Genomic DNA, 18,840 nt, shown 5'->3' on the forward strand with positions numbered 1-18,840 from the left:
CGATTTGGATTAAGTACACCGCTTATGGATACTAGATTTTTATACCTTACGGCTGTCATTATTGCCGCAATAAGTGGTGGTTATTACTATTACAGTGGAAAAGGCAACAAGCTGCAGACAGATTCTGCCCGCAGCATGACTTATTCTGCCAAGGATATTAACTTAACCCAAACTGATGAAAATGGCATGCTGTCAGTTCGTGCACAAGTCGATGAGCTTGAACAAAACCTACAGCAACGAAGTTCGTATCTGAAAAATCTGCTAGCTTCCACCTATAAAGATGGCAAAGTAGAGGCCACTTTTATTGCCAAGCTGGGAAATGGTTATGATGACAATACAAAAGTGGTACTTTCGGATGGCGTGATCGCGACCAAGTTCCTGGACAATGGAAGAATCCGCTTTCGTACGGATGAGCTGACAGGTTTTCCGAAAACACGTGAAATTGAAACCGACAAAACCGTTCTGGTGGATTCTCCCCAGGCCGAGTTTGTGAGTCAGGGGCTTAAAGCCGATCTTAATGATGGTCAATACGAGTTCTTTAATATTCGAGGAAAGTATGAACCAAATTCGTAGAGTTAAAATGATGAGCACTTTCCTGAAGCGCATGGCGCTCGTGACGATAGCCGGATGCTGTTCAGTGACGGCTTTCGCTTTGCCATCTGACCGTAATCAGGCAATTACCCTGCTGGCAGACCGTGCAACCTTTAATGAGCGTACAGGGGTAACCACTTACTCCGGGAATGTCATTATCGAGCAGGGCACTATGAAGTTGCAGGCCAACTCAATTGTGGCCAATCTGAACAGTAAAAAGCAGATCAGTGTTATTACTGCAACAGGTAGTCCGGCTCGGTTCCAGCAAAAAATAGACGCGGCGAAAGGTCTGGCGAAAGGACAAGCACAAAAAATTGTTTATAATGCTGAAACCGGTATTATTACCCTGTCAGGCAATGCTTACCTGCAGCAGGATGGTGCCAGCATTCGCGGTAATATCCTTAAATACAGTATGAATAAAGGGGATATTGAGGCCATCGGTACACCGAACAAAACCGGTTCATCTTCAGGTCGTGTAGAGATTGTGATTCCGCCATCCGCGAGTCAGTCCTTCCCGGGAGCACGTGATTAATGGAGCAAGTGCAGCAGGTTCAGACTTTATGCATCAAACATCTGGCAAAAAACTATAGCAAACGCTGGGTAGTTAAAGATGTTTCTTTCAGCATGGAAAGTGGTCAGATTGTAGGGCTTTTGGGTCCTAATGGTGCCGGAAAAACCACCAGTTTCTATATGGTAGTCGGACTGGTGCGCATGGATAAAGGTGAAATTCATCTAGATAATCTGGATTTATCTGATCTGGCCATGCATGAACGTGCCCGTAAAGGCATTGGCTATTTGCCACAGGAAGCCTCTATTTTCAGAAAGTTGACTATCGCTGAAAATATTATGGCAATTCTGGAAACCCGTAAGGATTTGAATAAGGAGCAACGTCAGCAGCGCCTCAAGGAATTGCTGGCAGATTTTAAAATTACTCATATCAAAGATTCATTAGGGATGAGTGTTTCCGGTGGAGAACGCCGTCGTGCTGAAATCGCACGGGCATTGGCTGCTGATCCGAAATTTATGCTCTTGGATGAACCTTTTGCAGGGGTCGATCCAATCTCGGTTGGTGATATTAAAGACATTATCATGACCTTGAAAGAACGTGGAATCGGGGTGCTGATCACCGATCATAACGTACGTGAAACTCTGGCGATCTGTGAGCATGCTTATATTGTCAGTGAGGGTGCTGTCATTGCAGAGGGTACGCCGAATGAAATTCTGGCCAATGAAACGGTGAGAAAAGTTTATTTGGGTGATGATTTTACTGTTTAAGTCCGTTACTATTTTCTTTAAAATTCCCTCATTATCAGCTTAGAATGATGAGGGAATTTTTTTAAGCATTTATTTGAAAGAACACAGTCTTTTTAAACAAACTTTGTTATAGTCTTTGCAAAATGTAAAATATAAGAAATCATGTTATTTCGGGTAAAACACAGCGTTAAAAATCAGAGGAAAGTTTACGTGAAAAGTGGAATATTTATGTTTTTCCTTTTTCCTCTGCAAATCTCTCTCGTTCATGCAGAAACCAGCTATTTTTCAAATATAAAAAATAGTTTTGGAAAACTGATTGCTCCTGAGCCTACCTCTTCTGCCTATAAGGTGGAGATGTCTAGTTTAAGTCAATACTCTATGGATACCTCCCGAGTCGCAGAGCTGCCTCAGGTGATACGCCCGCAGCCAGGACAGGGTGTAGTCAATCCAATGGCTGTAGCTTTGCCCCGAAAAATGGGTTTAATTGATGCAGTGCATACAGCGGTACAAAGGCGTCCTGAAATTTCACAAAGTGTTTCTCAATTATCTGCGCAGGCTGCCAGTATTGATGTAGCGAAAGCCGCCTATTATCCCCAGATATCCGGGGGGCTAGGGACAGGTGATTTCACTACCGGAGAGCGTGGGCGGCAGGTCATTTCTTTAAATGCTACTCAAGTTGTATATGATTTTGGCAAAATTAAAACCAATGTCAGTGTCGAAGAAGCCAGACTGACAGAAGAACAGGCACGTGTACTGATCAGTCTGGATCAGATTGCTCTGGAAGTTGCGGATGCCATTATTAATATCAAGCGCTATCAGGAAATTACCAAGATTGCCCAGCAACAGATTGAGGGCATTGGGCGGATCGCAGAAATTGCGAATTTACGTGCCCAAGCCGGAATCAGCAGTCAGGCTGACCCTATCCAGGCCCAATCCAATCTTGAAGCAGCAGAGTCGAATCTACTGATTCAGCAAACCCAGTTAAGACAGTACCAGCAGCGCTTGCGCAATCTGCTGGGATTTGATGTTTCTCATATTGAATGGGTCATTCCAGAGAAGATTGTGCAGCAAGCCCATCTGTATCAAGATCCTGATTTTACCCGGATTCCCAATATGATTTTGGCCAATGCCGGTGTGGAAGTGGCACGCTTACAGAAAAATCAGGCACGCTTAAGCAGCTATCCGACCTTTAACTTGAAAGGTAGTGTAAGCCAGGCCGTGAATGGGCGAAACCCGAATAATAATGAAGATGACGGTTTCTACAATTCTATTATGCTGGAAGCCAGCAGTAACTTTTATCAAGGTGGAGCGATGCGTTCTCAGGCTCGTGCAGCCAGTTTTGCCGAAGAAGCAGCGCGTGCTCAGGTCAATACCGTTTATTTGGATGTGCAGGATCAAATCCGTCTTATCCGTGAACAGATAGAGAACAAGCAAAAGCAGATGGATGTTTTGGCTAAACGCCGCTCGACCACTGCCCGGACCAAAGAGCTTTATCAAGAACAATATAAATTAGGTACGCGTACCGTGGTGGATCTGTTGAATGCCGAGCAGGCGATTCATAGTGCGGCTCAAGAGATTGAGGCAGCGCGTTATGATATTTATGCTGCGATTGTGCAATATATTCAGGTCACTGGTCGTACGCGCGATCTTTATGCGCTTAATGATATTTCAATTCAAGGATTTGAAGTTCAGCCATGAGTACTATAATAAATTATCAACCGTGGCTCCAAGCGGTTTTGAATATTGCAAAACATTATCGAATTGAGCCTTCTGAAGAGCGGATCCGTTTACAGCTAGATTGGAGTCAGCATCAGGATGCCGATGAGATACTGAAAATCGTCAGCCGCCAGATTGGTTTAAATGTCCGTAAAAATAACTTTGACAGTGGTTTGCTAAACCCGTGGCGTTTACCTTTGCTGGTTGAATTTCAGAATGGTGATGTGGGTGTCATTGAGCGGATTGATACGGCAGGAAATGTCAGTGTTCAACTGAGTGGAGATCAAGGTCTTTCTCAGGTATTTAAAGTCGAGCAGCTGAATGAAGGGGTAAAACATCTTTATATTTTACGTCCCGAATCATCCGTACCTGATGCCCGTGTTGATGAATATATCAAGCCCTTTGAAAAAAACTGGTTCTGGTCCATTGTTCTGAATGACTGGAAGCGTTATATCGATGTTATGTTTGCCTCATTGATTGCCAATATTCTGGCACTGGCAACCATCGTATTTTCAATGAATGTCTATGACCGGGTAATTCCATCCCAGTCTGTTCCTACTTTATGGGTGCTGGCAAGTGGGGTACTCATTGCGGCGATTTTTGAGTTTATCTTGCGTGTCTCCCGGATTTATCTGTCCGATATTATTGGGAAACGCGCAGACCTGAAAATCTCTGACCGGGTATTTGGACATTCGCTCCGAATTAAAAATAGTGAGCGCTCCAAATCTACCGGTACTTTTATTTCACAGATTCGAGAACTGGAAGGGGTACGTGAACTGGTCACCTCAACCACTGTGACCGCAATTGCAGATCTTCCATTCTTCTTCCTGTTTCTGGGGATTTTCTGGATCATTGGCGGTAACCTGTTCTGGGTGATGCTGCTGGTTGTACCCTTAATGATTTTGCCGGGTATTCTGGCACAGAAAAAACTGGCAGAGCTGGCTCAGCTGGGGATGCGTGAATCCTCCATCCGTAATGCCTTGCTGGTAGAGGCCGTACAAGGCATTGAAGATGTCAAGCTATTACGTGCAGAAGCCCGTTTCCAGAATCAGTGGAATCATATGAACGAAGTTTCTGCTGATGTCAGCATGCAGCAACGTAAAATTGTCGGCTTGATGACCGCATGGACTCAAAAAATTCAGGGTTTAACCTTTGCAATTGTAGTGCTGGTGGGGTGCTTTGCGGTTATGGAAGGCGAAATGACAACCGGTGCACTGGTGGCCTGTTCAATTCTGTCTTCACGTATGCTTGCACCGATTTCACAACTAACAGGTGTTTTGGGGCGTTTACAGCAGGCGAAAGCTGCAAAAGCCGGGCTGGATGAGTTGATGAAAAAGCCGGTAGACCAGCCTGATTATGCTCACCTGATTCATCGTCCGGTTTTAAGTGGCCATTATGAGCTGAATAATGTGGTATTTAAATACACCGAAGATGATACAAAACCGAGTTTAATGATTCAAAAACTGGAAATTAAACCGGGAGAAAAAATTGCGATTCTTGGTCGAAACGGTGCTGGAAAATCAACCCTGTTACAGTTGCTATCGGGAATGCAGGTGCCTATACAAGGTACAGTTAAACTCGATGGACTCGATTTAAACCTGATTGATCCGGCAGATGTGCGTCGGGATATGGGCTTGCTTAATCAGCACTCACAACTGTTCTATGGCTCTATTCGTGAAAACCTGACGCTTGGTGCACCATTGGCAACCGATCAGCAGCTTATCGAAGCCCTTCAGATTACTGGTGCTCTGGGATTTGTGCAGGAGAAAAAGGAAGGGCTGGATCATATTATTCTGGAAGGTGGTGTAGGCTTTTCAGGTGGCCAGCGTCAGGCGCTGATGCTGGCGCGATTATTGATCCGTCAGCCCAATATTGTATTAATGGATGAACCGACTGCGGCTCTGGATGAGGTGTCGGAAAAACAGCTTATTGATCATTTAAAAACTTACCTGACTCACCGGACCATGATTGTAGCCACGCATCGCCGCGCTGTTCTGGAGTTGGTGGACCGGATTATTGTGGTCAATGAAGGCAAGATTGTGATGGATGGACCACGTGACCAGATTTTGAATCAGTCACCAACTGGAACAAAACGGGCAGCTGGAGCAAGTACATGAGCGAACAAGCAGAATTAAAACGTTCAACCAAAGCCAGCTTTCAGGAGCCTCCTTTACCCAAGTCTAGTATCATTATCTGGATTATCGGTATTGGGCTGTTAATTCTATTGACATGGGCTTGGCTGTTTAAGCTGGAAGAAGTATCGACCGGTACCGGTAAAGTGATTCCATCTTCCAAAGAACAGGTCATTCAGTCTCTGGAAGGGGGAATTCTCACCAAGTTAAATGTCAAGGAAGGTGAAATTGTCGAGCAGGGGCAGGTGCTGGCCCAACTGGACCCTACACGGTTTGAATCGAATGTCGGTGAGTCGGAGTCCTTACTCGTCGCATCACGTGCCACGTCCGCGCGTTTACGTGCAGAAGTCAGTGGTCTAGCTTTAGAGTTTCCAGAAGAGGTATTGAAATATCCAAAACTGGTCGCAGAAGAAACAGCACTGTATCAGTCACGTCGTGCCAATCTGGAAGACTCACTGGCTGGGCTTAAGCAGGCGTTGGTGCTGGTACGACAAGAACTGGAAATGACAGAACCTCTGGTGGCCAAAGGCGCTGCCAGTGAAGTAGAAGTTTTGCGCTTAAAACGCGAAGCCAATGACTTGCAGAATCAGATGAATGACATTCGTAACCAGTATTTTGTACAGGCGCGGGAAGAGTTGTCTAAGGCCAATACCGATGTACAAACCCAGCAGCAGATTGTACGTGGCAAATCAGATACCTTAAGCCGGACTGTATTCAAGTCACCAGTACGCGGTGTGGTTAAAGAAATTGATGTTATGACTTTGGGCGGCGTGATTCCGCAAAATGGCAAGCTGATGACCATTGTCCCGCTGGATGAAAAACTCTTGGTAGAAGCGCGTATTTCACCTCGTGATATTGCCTTCATCCGCCCGGATCAGGAAGCACTGGTCAAGATTACCGCTTATGACTATTCCATTTATGGTGGCCTAAAAGGTAAAGTGACGGTGATTTCACCGGATACTCTGCGTGATGAAGTCAAACAGGATCAGTTCTATTACCGGGTATATATCCGCACAGATAGTGACAAGCTGAGTAATAAGACCGGACAGGAATTTAATATTACGCCGGGGATGGTGGCTACAGTGGATATCCGTACGGGTGAAAAAACCATCTTGGATTATCTGATCAAGCCGTTTAATAAAGCCAAGGAAGCCTTGCGTGAACGCTAAGCTGGGTATGAGCTGAATAAAAAAGCCTCTTTATCAAGAGGCTTTTTTATTTCATTGTGCAAAGCGGGTATACTTTAAGCCTGAGTGTTAACAGCCTGAATTTATGCCATTTACCATTGCCAGTCTAGTGACTTTTGAAGAAGAAATTAAAAAAAGCCGCTTTCAGGCTTTTGCAACTCCTGTAGAAAATGAGCAGGAAGTGAAGGATTTTTTGGAAACTTACCGTGACCCGACCACCACGCATCAATGCTGGGCCTGGAAAATCGGCCATCAGGTGCGTTTTAATGATGATGGTGAGCCTTCAGGGACCGCAGGTCGGCCCATACTGGCGACCATTGAAGGCAATGAGCTGACCAATATACTGGTTCTGGTTAATCGCTGGTATGGTGGAATCAAGTTGGGAACTGGTGGACTGGTGCGGGCTTATGGTGGCTGTGCCGGACAATGCTTGCTGTTGGCAGAAAAAATTGAACTAATCGAAAAGAAAAAAGCCAGTTTCTTTTGCCAGTTTAATGAATGGGCTATTTTTCAATATGAATTGAATCATCAAGGTATTGATTACCAAGAAGAATATATAGCCGAAGGTGTGCAGGTCAGTGCCTTGTTTCAGGCGCATCAGATCGAAGCTTTTGCCTTAAAACTTCAGGATGTGACCCGTGGCCGTGAACAACTGAAGATCATAGAAGAAGACACAGATGACTGAGATAAATCCGCTGCTCAAATACCGTGAACAGCATAAGCATCGTCTAAATTATATGCCTTGGTTGTATTACTCCCTAAAGCCTAAACATCGGGGCTGGGCAGAGGAGTGGCAGCAGGAATATCAGGCCTATCTCATGGAGATGGAAACAGTCGAGATAGGCAAAAACTGTTTTATTTCTCCGCTGGCACATATTTTTGCCGAACCGGGCCGCAAGATCAGTATTGGGGATAATACTTTTATTGCCGCAGATTGTACCTTGCATGGTCCACTAGAGATTGGCAATGAAGTAGCAATAAATCATCATTGTATTCTGGATGGGGGGCGGGTCGGTATCAAATTACATGATCAGGTGCGTCTAGCTGCGTATTGTCACCTTTATGCTTTTGATCATGGAATGGCGCTAGAGCAGCCGATTTATCAGCAACCGGTTCGTTCCCAAGGAATTGAAATTGGTCGGGATGTGTGGTTAGGCGCTCATGTGGGTATCAAGGATGGGGTAAAGATTGCAGATCAGGCCATTATAGGTATGAATAGCATGGTGACCAAAGATGTTGCAGCGCGTGCTATCATGGCAGGTAATCCGGCCAAATTGATCCGCTATCGCGATTAAGGGAGATTCGCTAGCACCCTGCCTAGAATCAATCTAGTACTTAGTTTAATCAAATAAAAATTAACATATTTCAATTTAAGCCATACAGATTTTGCTGCACATTGTTAAGAACATATGCTAAGTTAAAAATAACTAAGAAAATTTTATTATAATGAGAGGGGCTAAACATGAAACGTGTCATTGCCTGCATAGATTCCTCACCCTGTACCAATGCCTTGGCCGATGCTGCCGCCTGGATTGCCAGAAAGACCGGACGTGAGCTGGTGCTGTTACAGGTCGTGGACTATTATCCGGCCAGTTATCATCTGGGGGAAATCAGTGGGGTCATTGGCTTTGAAAGTAATGCGATGTTGCTTAAAGAACTGGCGGAGCTAGAACAAAAACAAAGTGAGATTGCACTTAACTATAGTAATAATTTACTTCAGCATATCTCTGACCGTATTTTTAAGGAATATAGCATTCCGACTACGCATATTCAGGAAAAAGGGGATTTTCTGGAACAGAGCTTTCAGATTTTACGACCTGATGATATTGCCGTAATCGGATTAATTGGAGAACGTTCTGCCGAAAAAAATAAACCCGTTGGCACCAACGTGGAAAACTTTATCCGTGGCGCCAATTGTACGGTCATGACGGTAGGAGAGCAATTCAAGCCACCTACACGTTTTATCTTTGCTTATGAATACTCTCCAACCTGCCTTAAAATGATGAAACGGGTTGCAGAAAGTGATTTGTTACGTCAGCTAGAGTGCCATTTATTATATATTGGGGATCATGTGGAGGTTCTGAATGAACCTCTGCAATATTTAACGCAGGCTGGACTCGAAGTGATTCCGAAATACCGTTATGGAGAGGTGGCTGAAAATATTTTGTCCTATCAGCAGGAGCAGGGCATCCAGCTGATTGTACTGGGCGCATTTAGTCATAGCAAAATTCATCAGTTTTTCCTGGGAAGTATTGCCACCACAATTTTCCGTAATTCAAAAGTGCCTTTACTGGTCGTCAAGTAAGCAAGAGGGTAAACATAAGACAGAATTTAATCACCAGATTATTTGTTACAGATTGATTTAAAAATAACCAGAGTTATCCTCATAAATTGTGGATAACTCTGTGGTTATATTTTATAAAACCATGTTATTTATAGAAAATATATTGTCGGTTGATTTTTGTGCGTAAGCTTTTATTTCACAATCGCGAGTGCAAAACCATCATGTCCTTTACTGCCTACTGTCTGTAAAGCGGTACAAGACAGAATTTTGGGATGATTTTCCATGGCTTGGAACATTTCCCGAATACCTTCAATACTGGGCTTTTTATTCTCCGGATTAATAATCTCGCCGGCACGAATTACATTGTCCAGAAAGATGATAGTACCGGAACGTGACAGCTTTAAGCTGAGTTCCAGATATTCAGGATAACTTTGTTTATCGGCATCAATAAAAATAAAGTCAAAGGCTTCAGTATCTTCAGGCAATGCCCTCAGGACATCTGCCGCACGGCCACACTTAAGCTCGACTGTTGGTTTAAGCTGGGCACGGTCAATATTTTCCTGGCCCATAGCGGCATGAGTATCTCGTCCTTCAATGGTCAGGATATACCCATCTTTAGGCAGGGCACGCGCCAGCCACATGGTGCTATAGGCAGCAAAAGTTCCCAATTCTAATACCCGTTTGCAGTGGTTCATCTGAATCAGCATTTGCAGGAGCATGCCTTGATTAGGTGCAACTGCAAGATGGTCTGGGAAGCCATGTGCGGCGGTATTTTCAAGCGTCTGGGTCAGGATCGGATCTTCAGGGATTAAATGTGAATCAATGTAGCCGTCAATATCTGTCCACATTTGTTGCATAGTATGAGCACCTTTGTTGCGATGGGTGCATTTTAAACTTTTCGTGGCATAGCGCAATTTATTGTTCAATAATTGTATGATTTTTACACTATACAAAGCCACTACTATGCCTTGTATAGCAGAAGTAATGTATTAGTAATTACACATTGAAGAGTTGCGGGTCAGATCAGGACCCCAAGTGCGATAACCCTGAGTATCAATATGAATCTGGCCGGATGCATATAATCCCAAGCCCATATTCAGGCTTTGACCATGCTGGTTCCAGAATTGACACAATTTAAATTTGGTATTTTCAATATAAGTATAGTCTTGGGCTTGCGGATATTCCGGTCCGATTCTGAAATCAATCGCTGAGTTAAACAGATGTCGGGAAGAATTGGCGCCACCTGCACACCGGTTTAAAGGTAGGTCGCGATAAACTGAAGTCACTTCAAAATCTGTCAGTACATTGGCTGCGACCAGATATTTAAATACTCGTAAAGTCGGTACCTGATTGGCCCATAATTCACGACTTGGAATCATGTATTGTGAGCGGCCGCACTTGGCCCAATCGCGTGCTGTTCGCATCAGCTCGAAACTTGGAATGATATTACCCACCCCATGACGCTCCAGATAAACCTCATATTCACGTACACGTGACAGATTGTCGAGTGCTGAAACCCAGTGTGTATAAACATAAGGAACGGTTTTAGACCGTGCTTTGCGATCGTATTGAACCCGTTCTTGTGGAATATAAATCCGTTTTCCATCTGCAGGGCTTACACGACCGGGTTGTTTTGTGGTCGTACAACCCACAAATATCAGCGGGATTAGGCATAGACCTAAAAGTCCCTTTGAAAATTGCTTCATTTAAAGAAATACAAGTGTTTATAAAATAGCGCTATTCTAGACTAAATATGCGGAGAAAATTGGAGAATATTGCAATGAAATGTGTGTTATGAGTATAAAAAAAAGATCAGTATGTACTGATCTTTTTTAAAATACGCTAAATTACTTTTCAAGATATTGTAATTTATCAGGTTTACCGTTCCATTCTTCACGGTCAGCAGGCTGGTCACCGATTTGAGTGATATTTGGCCATGTTTGTGAAAGTTCAGCGTTTAATTCGATAAACACTTCTTGGCCTTCTGGTAATTCATCTTCGGAGAAAATTGCATTGGCAGGACATTCAGGTTCACATAACGCACAGTCGATACATTCGTCTGGATTAATTACAAGGAAGTTAGGGCCTTCATAAAAACAGTCTACAGGGCAAACTTCCACACAGTCTTGATATTTACATTTAATACAATTTTCAGTGACAACGAAGGTCATGGCGACAGCTACCTAAAAAATATGGTTCTAATTACGAATGCTGTATTTTAGGCAAAAACGGGGGGAACTAACAATTCCTTTTATTGATATTTGTTATAGATAGGGCTGTTAAATTTGAAAAAAATTAAATTATACGGATAAATGGCTAAAAATGAGGAAACTTATGACCAGAACCCTAGAAAAATCAGGGTTCTGGCAAAGATGTTAGCCTGGTTGTTTCATCAGATCTTTTAAAGCATACAATTGTTGTAGCGCTTCACGTGGACTCAGATTGTCAATATCCAGCTCTTCCAGCAGCTCCAGCGCTGGCGACGTTTTTTCAACCTCAATGATCTTTTCCACGATTTCAGGTTCGGAAAACAGATCATGCTGTGGACTGAAAGGTTTCACCTGATGCTGCTTTTCCAGAGCTTTCAGACGATTTTGTGCTTCTTTAATGACTGCCGCAGGAATGCCAGCCAGTTTGGCGACCTGCAAGCCGTGACTCTGACTGGCCGGACCATGTTGAACTTTGTGCAGTAAAATCAGATTGCCATTCAGTTCTTTGGCAGTAACATGGTAATTGTCGATACCTTTTTCCCGGTCAAGTTCGGTCAGTTCGAAATAGTGGGTCGCGAACAAGCACAAGCATTGAATGCGCTTGGTCAGATCAAGTACACAAGCCCAGGCTAATGACAAACCGTCATAAGTACTGGTACCGCGACCGACTTCATCCATCAGAACCAGTGACTGGCTGGTGGCATGATGTAAAATCTGCGAAGTTTCAGTCATTTCCACCATAAAAGTTGATTTGCCAGTAGAAAGGTCATCTGCAGAGCCAATTCGGGTAAAAATCCGGTCAATCGGACCAAGTACGGCCGATTGCGCGGGCACATAACTACCGCAGTAGGCCAGCAAGGCAATCAGGGCAGTCTGGCGCATAAAGGTCGATTTACCCCCCATGTTTGGACCGGTAATAATCGCCATGCGATGTGCATAATCGAGCTTGGTATCATTCGGGGTGAAGGCAGTCTTGCTTAGAGCTTCAACCACAGGATGGCGCCCAGCAATGATTTTAACACCAGTTTCAGGACTGAATGTCGGTCGTGACCAGTTACGCAGTCGTGCCTGATAGGCAAAGTTTGCCAGCAGATCAATCTGGGCAATGGCACTGCTCATCATCTGTAAGTTGCCAATATCTTGCCGTAGTTCATCCAGAAGCATTTCAAACAGCATTTTTTCACGGGCAAGCGCACGAGATTCGCTAGACAGTACCTTATCTTCAAAAGACTTTAATTCTGGCGTGATATAACGTTCGGCATTTTTCAGGGTCTGACGGCGGATATAATGTTCAGGTGCCTGTTCTGCCTGCGAACGATTCAGCTCAATATAATAGCCGCTCACTCGGTTGTAACCGATTTTCAAGTTGGGAATACCGCTTTGTTCGCGCTCCCTGATTTCCAGATCAATCAGGAATTGACCAGCATGGTCCCGAATTTTACGCAGTTCATCCAGCTCGCTGTCAAAGCCTTCCGCAATGACATTGCCATCACGCAGTAACACGGGCGGATTCTCTACAATCGCAGACATAAGCCGCTGATGCAGACCATGAAAATCCCCAAGCTCTTGATTTAGCTGCTGTAACAAGAAGGATTGTGGTTGGCTGATTGCCGGTTGCAGGGCATGCCTTAAAAATGGGATTTGTGCACAGGCTTGGCGCAGTTGAACCAGATCGCGTGGACGGGCACTGCCTAAGGCAATCCGGCTTAATACACGCTCAATATCACTGATTTCTTTTAATATCAGGCGTACAGGGGTTTCATGAAAACCGTCCAGCAAGGCCTGTGTGGCATCCAGTCGCTCATCTAAAACCGCAGTATCTCGTAAAGGCTGCATCAGGGTGCGGCTAAGTAGGCGACCCCCCATCGCCGTCTGGCAGTCATTGATCAGTTGAAACAGTGAAGTACCATGGTCAAAAAGTGGTTCAATCAGTTCCAGATTACGACGGGTGACAGGGTCAAGTGCAATAAAGTCCGAGCTTTGTTCCAGCTGAATCGTGCGGATATGCGGTAAAGCCGTTTTCTGGGTTTCTTTGGCATAGTGAATTAAAGCAGCAGCGGCGGCTTTGGCCAAAGGCAAGTGATCAATGCCAAATCCTGAAAGGGTGCTGACCGCAAACTGGTCACACAAAGTTTTTTGGGCATTGTTCAGGTTGAAGTCAACATTCGGACGTTTGGTCACCGGCAAATCAAGCTGTTTTTTAAGTTGCTCAATGATCTCTGGATCTGCAATATTTTCATCTAAAACAATTTCGCTTGGCATCAAGCGTGCCAGTTCAATGGCCAGCTGGTTAAGGTCATAGTCCTGCTGCTGGACTTTAAAGAGACCTGCACTCAGATCTAAGAGTGCAATCCCGATCTGCTGTTGCTGAATACATAAGGCGACCAGATTGGAAGATTGGTGAGCGCCTAAGAGAGCATCATCCGTTAAGGTACCCGGGGTAATAATACGTACCACACCACGCTCGACCGGTCCTTTACCTGTAACTTCACCGATCTGCTCGCAGATCACCACAGTTTCGCCGTTTTTTACCAGACGGGCCAGATAACCCTCGGCTGCATGAAAAGGTACGCCAGCCATTGGAATCGGCTGGCCATTGGCTTTACCGCGATGAGTCAGGGTAATACCTAAAATTTTGGCAGCCTTATGGGCATCTTCAAAAAACAGTTCATAGAAGTCACCCATCCGATAAAACATTAATGAGTGTGGATGTTGCATTTTGACCGACATGTACTGCTGCATCATCGGTGTAAGCGTGGATAGGTCAGGGATTATATTTTCTGTTTTCACTTTATTTAGCACCCTTAAAACTATTAATATTTACAATAAATTGCATAAAAAAATCCTGACAAATCCCGTTAAATCTTTTTGAAACCTGATTAATCTAATGAGTAAGTGTACCTTCTCAGGGTTCAAGTTTCTAATACCAAGCATTAGATAGCGGAGGTTTGAGCTTCTGAGCAGGATTCTAGCAAAAACTGCGTTGTAAGTTCTAAGAGGATTTTTAGGTGAGTGAAAAAGAAACGTAATTAACAGTCTGCTGCGATTGCCTCATGGTAACCGAGTCAATATACATACCCAAGCAACAGAATTTTTATGGCCAATTAAATTTTATTTTTTGAACAGCGAATAGCCGCCGACTATGGTGAGGTTATTAATTTACATTCTTAAATGCGGTTGGAATTGTCTCAGCGTATGATTGAAATAATTAAAAATAAAAGATTATAGTGCCTGAAAGAGCATAAAAAATGGAGCTATCTAGCTCCATCTTTAAATTGATTTCGTACTTAAAGTGCAGCTTTAATTTTTTCAGCAAGCGCCTTGATTTTCTCTTGATCACCCATCTGTGCGGCATGTTTGCCCAGGTTATGCAGAGAAGTCGGTACGAGATGGAAATGCACATGTGGTACGGTCTGACCTGCGGCTGCACCTGACAACTGCATCAAGACAATTCCATCTACGCCTAAACCTTTCTCAATAGCTTTCGCAATTTTCTGTACGACCTGAATGGTATAGGCTGCTGTTTCTGCTGGCAGATCCAGCAGCGTTATTGCTGGCGTTTTGGGAATGATCAGGGTATGACCATCTGCCTGAGGCATAATGTCCATGAATGCAAGAACCTGGTCATCTTCATACACTTTAATGGCAGGAAGTTCACCACGTAAAATTCGTGCAAAAATATTCTGATCATCATAAGTCATAGTTACATTCCTTGAAATTATTGAAACTGTATTATTTACAGTTCAATTCTTTCTGACGTTCCTTGATCGCGTCAAGCCGTTGTTGCTCTTTTTCAGAGAATTTTGGCTTGGTGGTATAGCAATTGTCATTACCAAACTTGGCCTTGGCTTCAGGATCTTTAAAACAGAAGCCTTTAGATGCATAAATGACATCATGATCATTTTTCAGTTTTTTGCATTCCTGTTCAGATGCAAGTACCGATGTTGAAGCCCCAAACAATGTTGCAAAACCTACTAATACTGCAACAGATAATTTTTTCATAGCAATTTCCTCTAGCTTATTCACTCAGTGTGACTGCTTTATAGTCACAATATGTGGTTTTATTATCATTATTCAATGGCGAGATATTACTCAATGGTAATTTTACTCCATGATTCATACATTTTCACGGCAGTTGAAAAATCACTATTTTTATCTGATAAGCTGTTTGCTGCCTGAATCAGATTCTGTGCCAGCGCCAGAACAGGTACTGAAAGTTTGGCTTCTTGCGCCAGATCTATGGCAATGCCTGTGTCTTTGGCTAATAAAGGCAGAGCAAAGGTTAGCGGGAAACTGCGATTTAAAATACGCTGTGGAATCACGGTTTCAGTCACCATACTTTTACCGCTCGATGCATTAATACAATCCAGTGCTTCACTCAGATTAACACGGTGTGCTTTTAAGGTGGTCAAGCCTTCGGCCGCTGCGCAAAGGTGAGCGGCCATTAACATATTATTCACCGCTTTGACTGCAAAACCAGAGCCAGATTCCCCGACATGCTTGATTAGCTTGCCAAAAGCCTGCATGGCTGGCAGAGCTTTTTCAAAGCCTTGGGCATCACCGCCGACCATCACGGTTAACGTGGCATTTTCAGCGCCAATCGTCTGGCCGCTTACCGGCGCATCCAGAAAAATAACGCCCTGATCACTCAGTTGAGTGACCAGTTTACGAGCGGATTCAGGCACACCACTGGTACAATCTACCCAGATAGAACCTGCTTTAAGCGGCAGGTCTTTTAAGAGATGTTCAACATCCGCACTGGTGGGGAGGCAGGAGAAAATAATATCAGCCTGAACAGCCTGCTCCAGAGCAACCGCCTGTGTAGCATATTCAGCGGCATGTTGTTCAGCCTTGGCAAAAGTCCGGTTCCAGACATAGACCGTATCGAAATGCTTGGGCAGATGCGCTGCCATACGATAACCCATTGCACCCAAACCAATAAAAGCCACTGACTGAATCATGTTTATCCTCTGAATATTCTTTCTGATTTAAAGCTAATTTTAAAAGGCTCTGGATCCCCGAGCGGTCAGGCATCAAGTCGTGTGGAGCGGTGTGCCAGCCAAGCGGTTAATTTAGGCCAGAAGGTATTGGCCGCTTTCTGGTTGGACATCAGCCCCAAATGGCCCCCTGGGATAAGAGTAAACGTCTTATCGGTGCTGCTTGTCAATTCCATCAAAGGCTTAGCTGAGTGCTTGGTGACAATCTGGTCGGTTTGGCCTGCGCCTACCAACAAGGAGCAGTTGATATTTTTCAGGTCGATGGTTTGCCCCTTTAAAGTCATAGAACCTTCTTTCAGAGGATTCTGTAACCATAAATTCAGCACCATGTCCTGATTGATTCCACCCGGATAGTCAATCATTTTGTTAAGAAAATTGCCCATGGTGGCATGTTCATAGACATCTTCTACATTTTCCAGATTCAGTAAAAACTGCTTCTGGCTTTTAAACCAGCCAATAGGGTCCAGTAATTTAAAGCCAAGCGCATTGAGGACACCCGGTGAATGGATATAGAGTTTTGGAATCAGGCCTTGATAGAGGCTATGTTGCAAGTTTTTATTTTTAGAAATTAACTGATTGGCGCTCCTAAACAGTTTACCAATACGACCAGAAGCATAGCTGTCAATCGGGCTGCCGAGTACGATCAGATTTTTAACATGTTCAGGTGAATGCAGGGCAGTATAGAGCGTGACAAAAATTCCGGCCATACTCCAGCCATGCAACGAAATAAACTGGCTGCCAGAATGAGCACAAATGCGCTCAATTGCTTGCGGAATTGCGCCGTCAACAAAGGATAGGAAATTTAAATGGCGATGTTTATAGCGAAAACGTTTCCATTCCACCAAATACACATCAAAGCCACTATGCTGAAAATGTTTGACTAGGGAGCGATAAGGATAAAGGTCGTAAATATCCATATTGATTGCAAGTGGCGCGATAAAGACCAGGGGCTCACGATATTTCTTGTCAGGAGAGGCATAATAACGAATCTTGCAGAATTCAGTGGCGGCAATATATTCAAAAGGTGTTTTTTGCGAAAGAATCAGGGTAGATGAGTTAAACAGACGCGCATTAAGATGTTTTAATTTTTTCCGCTGGCGCTGAATATTTTGTTTTAATTGAATCATGTAAATAAATTATCCGTATTCGGGAAGATTTGATCGAAGTCTAAGCAATATTTGCTTATTATACCTTGACCTGAAATAGCTTAGGCGCTCAAAATGTTGGCAAATTTTTACAAAAGGCAGTCCCTTGGACTGGGGTAAAGTGATGAGCCAGCAAGATGATATTTCCTACCAGTTAGAAACCTTAGCCATTCGTACCGGTCATACCCGTAGTTTTGAAGGCGAGCACGGCGAACCGATTTTTCTAACATCTTCATTTGTCTATGAGAATGCGGCCGAAGCGGCAGCAAAATTTTCAGGCCAGGAACCGGGCAATATCTACTCCCGCTTTACCAATCCAACTGTGGCCACTTTTGAAAAACGTCTGGCTGCACTCGAAGGTGCAGAGCGCGCCGTTGCTACCAGTTCAGGTATGGCAGCCATTATGGCCGTGGCAATGGCTTTTTTAAAAGCAGGCGATCATGTGATCTGTTCACGTGCAGTATTTGGCTCGACTGTATCTTTGTTTGAAAAGTACGTGGCTAAATTTGGCGTGGCTGTAGATTTCGTCGACCTGCATGATATAGCGGCCTGGAACAATGCTATTAAGCCAGAAACCAGACTGCTCTTTGTTGAATCTCCATCAAATCCTTTGGCAGAAGTGGCGGATATTCAGGCGCTAGCAGATATTGCGCATGCAAATGATGCCTTGCTAGCAATTGATAACAGCTTCTGTACGCCTGTATTACAACAACCCATCAAATTTGGTGCAGACTTGGTGGTGTATTCTGCGACTAAATATCTGGATGGTCAGGGGCGTGCTCTAGGCGGTGCAGTTGTGGGGAGCCATAAGCTGCTTGAAGAGGTTTTCGGTTATGTACGCACGACGGGGCCATCCATGAGTCCGTTTAATGCCTGGGTCTTTTTGAAAGGTCTGGAAACATTACGCTTACGTATGCGTGAACATTCTGCCAATGCACAAAAATTAGCCGAGTTCCTGAATGCGCATCCGAAAGTAGAAAAAGTCTATTATGCAGGCCTGCCTGAGCATGTTGGTCATGAGCTGGCAGCAAAACAGCAAACTGGTTTTGGCGGTATAGTCTCTTTTGTGGTGAAGGCGGGCCGTGAAGGTGCATGGAAAGTAATTGATAATACAAACTTTATCTCAATTACCGGTAATCTGGGGGATGTCAAGTCAACTATTACTCATCCGGCAACCACCACGCATGGCAAACTGTCTCCAGAAGCCAAAGCTGCAGCAGGTATTTGCGAAGGTTTAATTCGTATTTCTGTCGGTTTGGAAGAGATTGATGATATTATCCGTGATATTACACGCGGTTTAGATCTAATTTAATTTTATAAATAT

18 protein-coding genes are annotated in these 18,840 nt (G+C 44.1%); 10 read left to right on the forward strand and 8 right to left on the reverse strand.

Features of this window, described 5'->3' with window-relative positions; translation table 11 throughout:
* Positions 1 to 24 precede the first annotated feature (24 nt).
* The 9 genes from lptC (at position 25) to E5Y90_RS06810 (ending at position 9,185) form a co-directional block, all read left to right on the forward strand.
* Positions 25 to 573 carry an LPS export ABC transporter periplasmic protein LptC gene (lptC, locus tag E5Y90_RS06770; protein ID WP_174659781.1) on the forward strand — a complete coding sequence of 183 codons (549 nt, stop codon included), beginning with the start codon at positions 25 to 27 and terminating at the stop codon, positions 571 to 573.
* The gene (lptA, locus tag E5Y90_RS06775; protein WP_174659782.1) at positions 557 to 1,123 is read left to right on the forward strand and encodes a lipopolysaccharide transport periplasmic protein LptA; all 567 of its coding nucleotides are present in this window, start codon (positions 557 to 559) and stop codon (positions 1,121 to 1,123) included. The genes lptC and lptA overlap by 17 nt, the downstream gene beginning before the upstream one ends.
* Complete coding sequence (gene lptB / locus E5Y90_RS06780) at positions 1,123 to 1,866, forward strand: LPS export ABC transporter ATP-binding protein (RefSeq protein ID WP_174659783.1); 744 nt, start codon at positions 1,123 to 1,125, stop codon at positions 1,864 to 1,866. Before lptA ends, lptB begins: the two co-directional genes overlap by 1 nt.
* Before the next feature lie 141 nt (positions 1,867 to 2,007).
* The gene (locus E5Y90_RS06785) at positions 2,008 to 3,543 is read left to right on the forward strand and encodes a TolC family outer membrane protein (RefSeq protein WP_174659784.1); all 1,536 of its coding nucleotides are present in this window, start codon (positions 2,008 to 2,010) and stop codon (positions 3,541 to 3,543) included.
* The gene (locus tag E5Y90_RS06790; RefSeq protein WP_174659785.1) at positions 3,540 to 5,678 is read left to right on the forward strand and encodes a type I secretion system permease/ATPase; all 2,139 of its coding nucleotides are present in this window, start codon (positions 3,540 to 3,542) and stop codon (positions 5,676 to 5,678) included. Before E5Y90_RS06785 ends, E5Y90_RS06790 begins: the two co-directional genes overlap by 4 nt.
* The gene (locus E5Y90_RS06795; protein WP_174659786.1) at positions 5,675 to 6,862 is read left to right on the forward strand and encodes an HlyD family efflux transporter periplasmic adaptor subunit; all 1,188 of its coding nucleotides are present in this window, start codon (positions 5,675 to 5,677) and stop codon (positions 6,860 to 6,862) included. The genes E5Y90_RS06790 and E5Y90_RS06795 overlap by 4 nt, the downstream gene beginning before the upstream one ends.
* A gap of 103 nt (positions 6,863 to 6,965) precedes the next feature.
* On the forward strand, positions 6,966 to 7,565 hold the full coding sequence (locus tag E5Y90_RS06800) for an IMPACT family protein (protein WP_151207761.1): 600 nt from the start codon (positions 6,966 to 6,968) through the stop codon (positions 7,563 to 7,565).
* Positions 7,558 to 8,175: an acyltransferase gene (locus E5Y90_RS06805; protein WP_174659787.1), complete on the forward strand. Its 618-nt coding sequence runs from the start codon at positions 7,558 to 7,560 to the stop codon at positions 8,173 to 8,175. The genes E5Y90_RS06800 and E5Y90_RS06805 overlap by 8 nt, the downstream gene beginning before the upstream one ends.
* Positions 8,176 to 8,342: 167 nt before the next feature.
* Complete coding sequence (locus E5Y90_RS06810) at positions 8,343 to 9,185, forward strand: universal stress protein (RefSeq protein ID WP_151203149.1); 843 nt, start codon at positions 8,343 to 8,345, stop codon at positions 9,183 to 9,185.
* Positions 9,186 to 9,355: 170 nt separating this feature from the next.
* Here the strand turns inward: E5Y90_RS06810 and E5Y90_RS06815 are convergent, their stop codons facing one another.
* From E5Y90_RS06815 to E5Y90_RS06850, 8 genes are all read right to left on the reverse strand, one after another.
* A complete protein-coding gene (locus E5Y90_RS06815; protein ID WP_151208120.1) occupies positions 9,356 to 10,021 on the reverse strand; it encodes an O-methyltransferase in 666 nt (221 codons plus the stop codon).
* Positions 10,022 to 10,153: 132 nt separating this feature from the next.
* Positions 10,154 to 10,870: a D-Ala-D-Ala carboxypeptidase family metallohydrolase gene (locus E5Y90_RS06820; protein WP_174659788.1), complete on the reverse strand. Its 717-nt coding sequence runs from the start codon at positions 10,868 to 10,870 to the stop codon at positions 10,154 to 10,156.
* A 141-nt stretch (positions 10,871 to 11,011) separates the two neighbouring features.
* A complete protein-coding gene (gene fdxA, locus E5Y90_RS06825; RefSeq protein ID WP_004973093.1) occupies positions 11,012 to 11,335 on the reverse strand; it encodes a ferredoxin FdxA in 324 nt (107 codons plus the stop codon).
* A 204-nt stretch (positions 11,336 to 11,539) separates the two neighbouring features.
* Complete coding sequence (gene mutS, locus E5Y90_RS06830) at positions 11,540 to 14,119, reverse strand: DNA mismatch repair protein MutS (RefSeq protein ID WP_218955279.1); 2,580 nt, start codon at positions 14,117 to 14,119, stop codon at positions 11,540 to 11,542.
* Between the two features lie 542 nt (positions 14,120 to 14,661).
* On the reverse strand, positions 14,662 to 15,075 hold the full coding sequence (locus E5Y90_RS06835; protein ID WP_151203145.1) for an HIT family protein: 414 nt from the start codon (positions 15,073 to 15,075) through the stop codon (positions 14,662 to 14,664).
* Positions 15,076 to 15,106: 31 nt separating this feature from the next.
* Positions 15,107 to 15,376 (reverse strand): YARHG domain-containing protein, encoded by a 270-nt coding sequence (locus E5Y90_RS06840; protein WP_151203144.1) that lies wholly within the window; start codon positions 15,374 to 15,376, stop codon positions 15,107 to 15,109.
* Positions 15,377 to 15,462: 86 nt separating this feature from the next.
* Positions 15,463 to 16,335 carry an NAD(P)-dependent oxidoreductase gene (locus E5Y90_RS06845; RefSeq protein ID WP_151203143.1) on the reverse strand — a complete coding sequence of 291 codons (873 nt, stop codon included), beginning with the start codon at positions 16,333 to 16,335 and terminating at the stop codon, positions 15,463 to 15,465.
* Between the two features lie 65 nt (positions 16,336 to 16,400).
* On the reverse strand, positions 16,401 to 17,498 hold the full coding sequence (locus E5Y90_RS06850; protein ID WP_174659790.1) for an alpha/beta fold hydrolase: 1,098 nt from the start codon (positions 17,496 to 17,498) through the stop codon (positions 16,401 to 16,403).
* Positions 17,499 to 17,640: 142 nt separating this feature from the next.
* On the opposite strand from E5Y90_RS06850, the gene E5Y90_RS06855 reads away from it, so the two are divergent.
* A complete protein-coding gene (locus tag E5Y90_RS06855; protein ID WP_151203141.1) occupies positions 17,641 to 18,828 on the forward strand; it encodes an O-succinylhomoserine sulfhydrylase in 1,188 nt (395 codons plus the stop codon).
* Positions 18,829 to 18,840 lie beyond the last annotated feature (12 nt).

Source organism: Acinetobacter sp. 10FS3-1, from assembly GCF_013343215.1.
Classification (GTDB): Bacteria; Pseudomonadota; Gammaproteobacteria; order Pseudomonadales; family Moraxellaceae; genus Acinetobacter; species Acinetobacter lwoffii_C.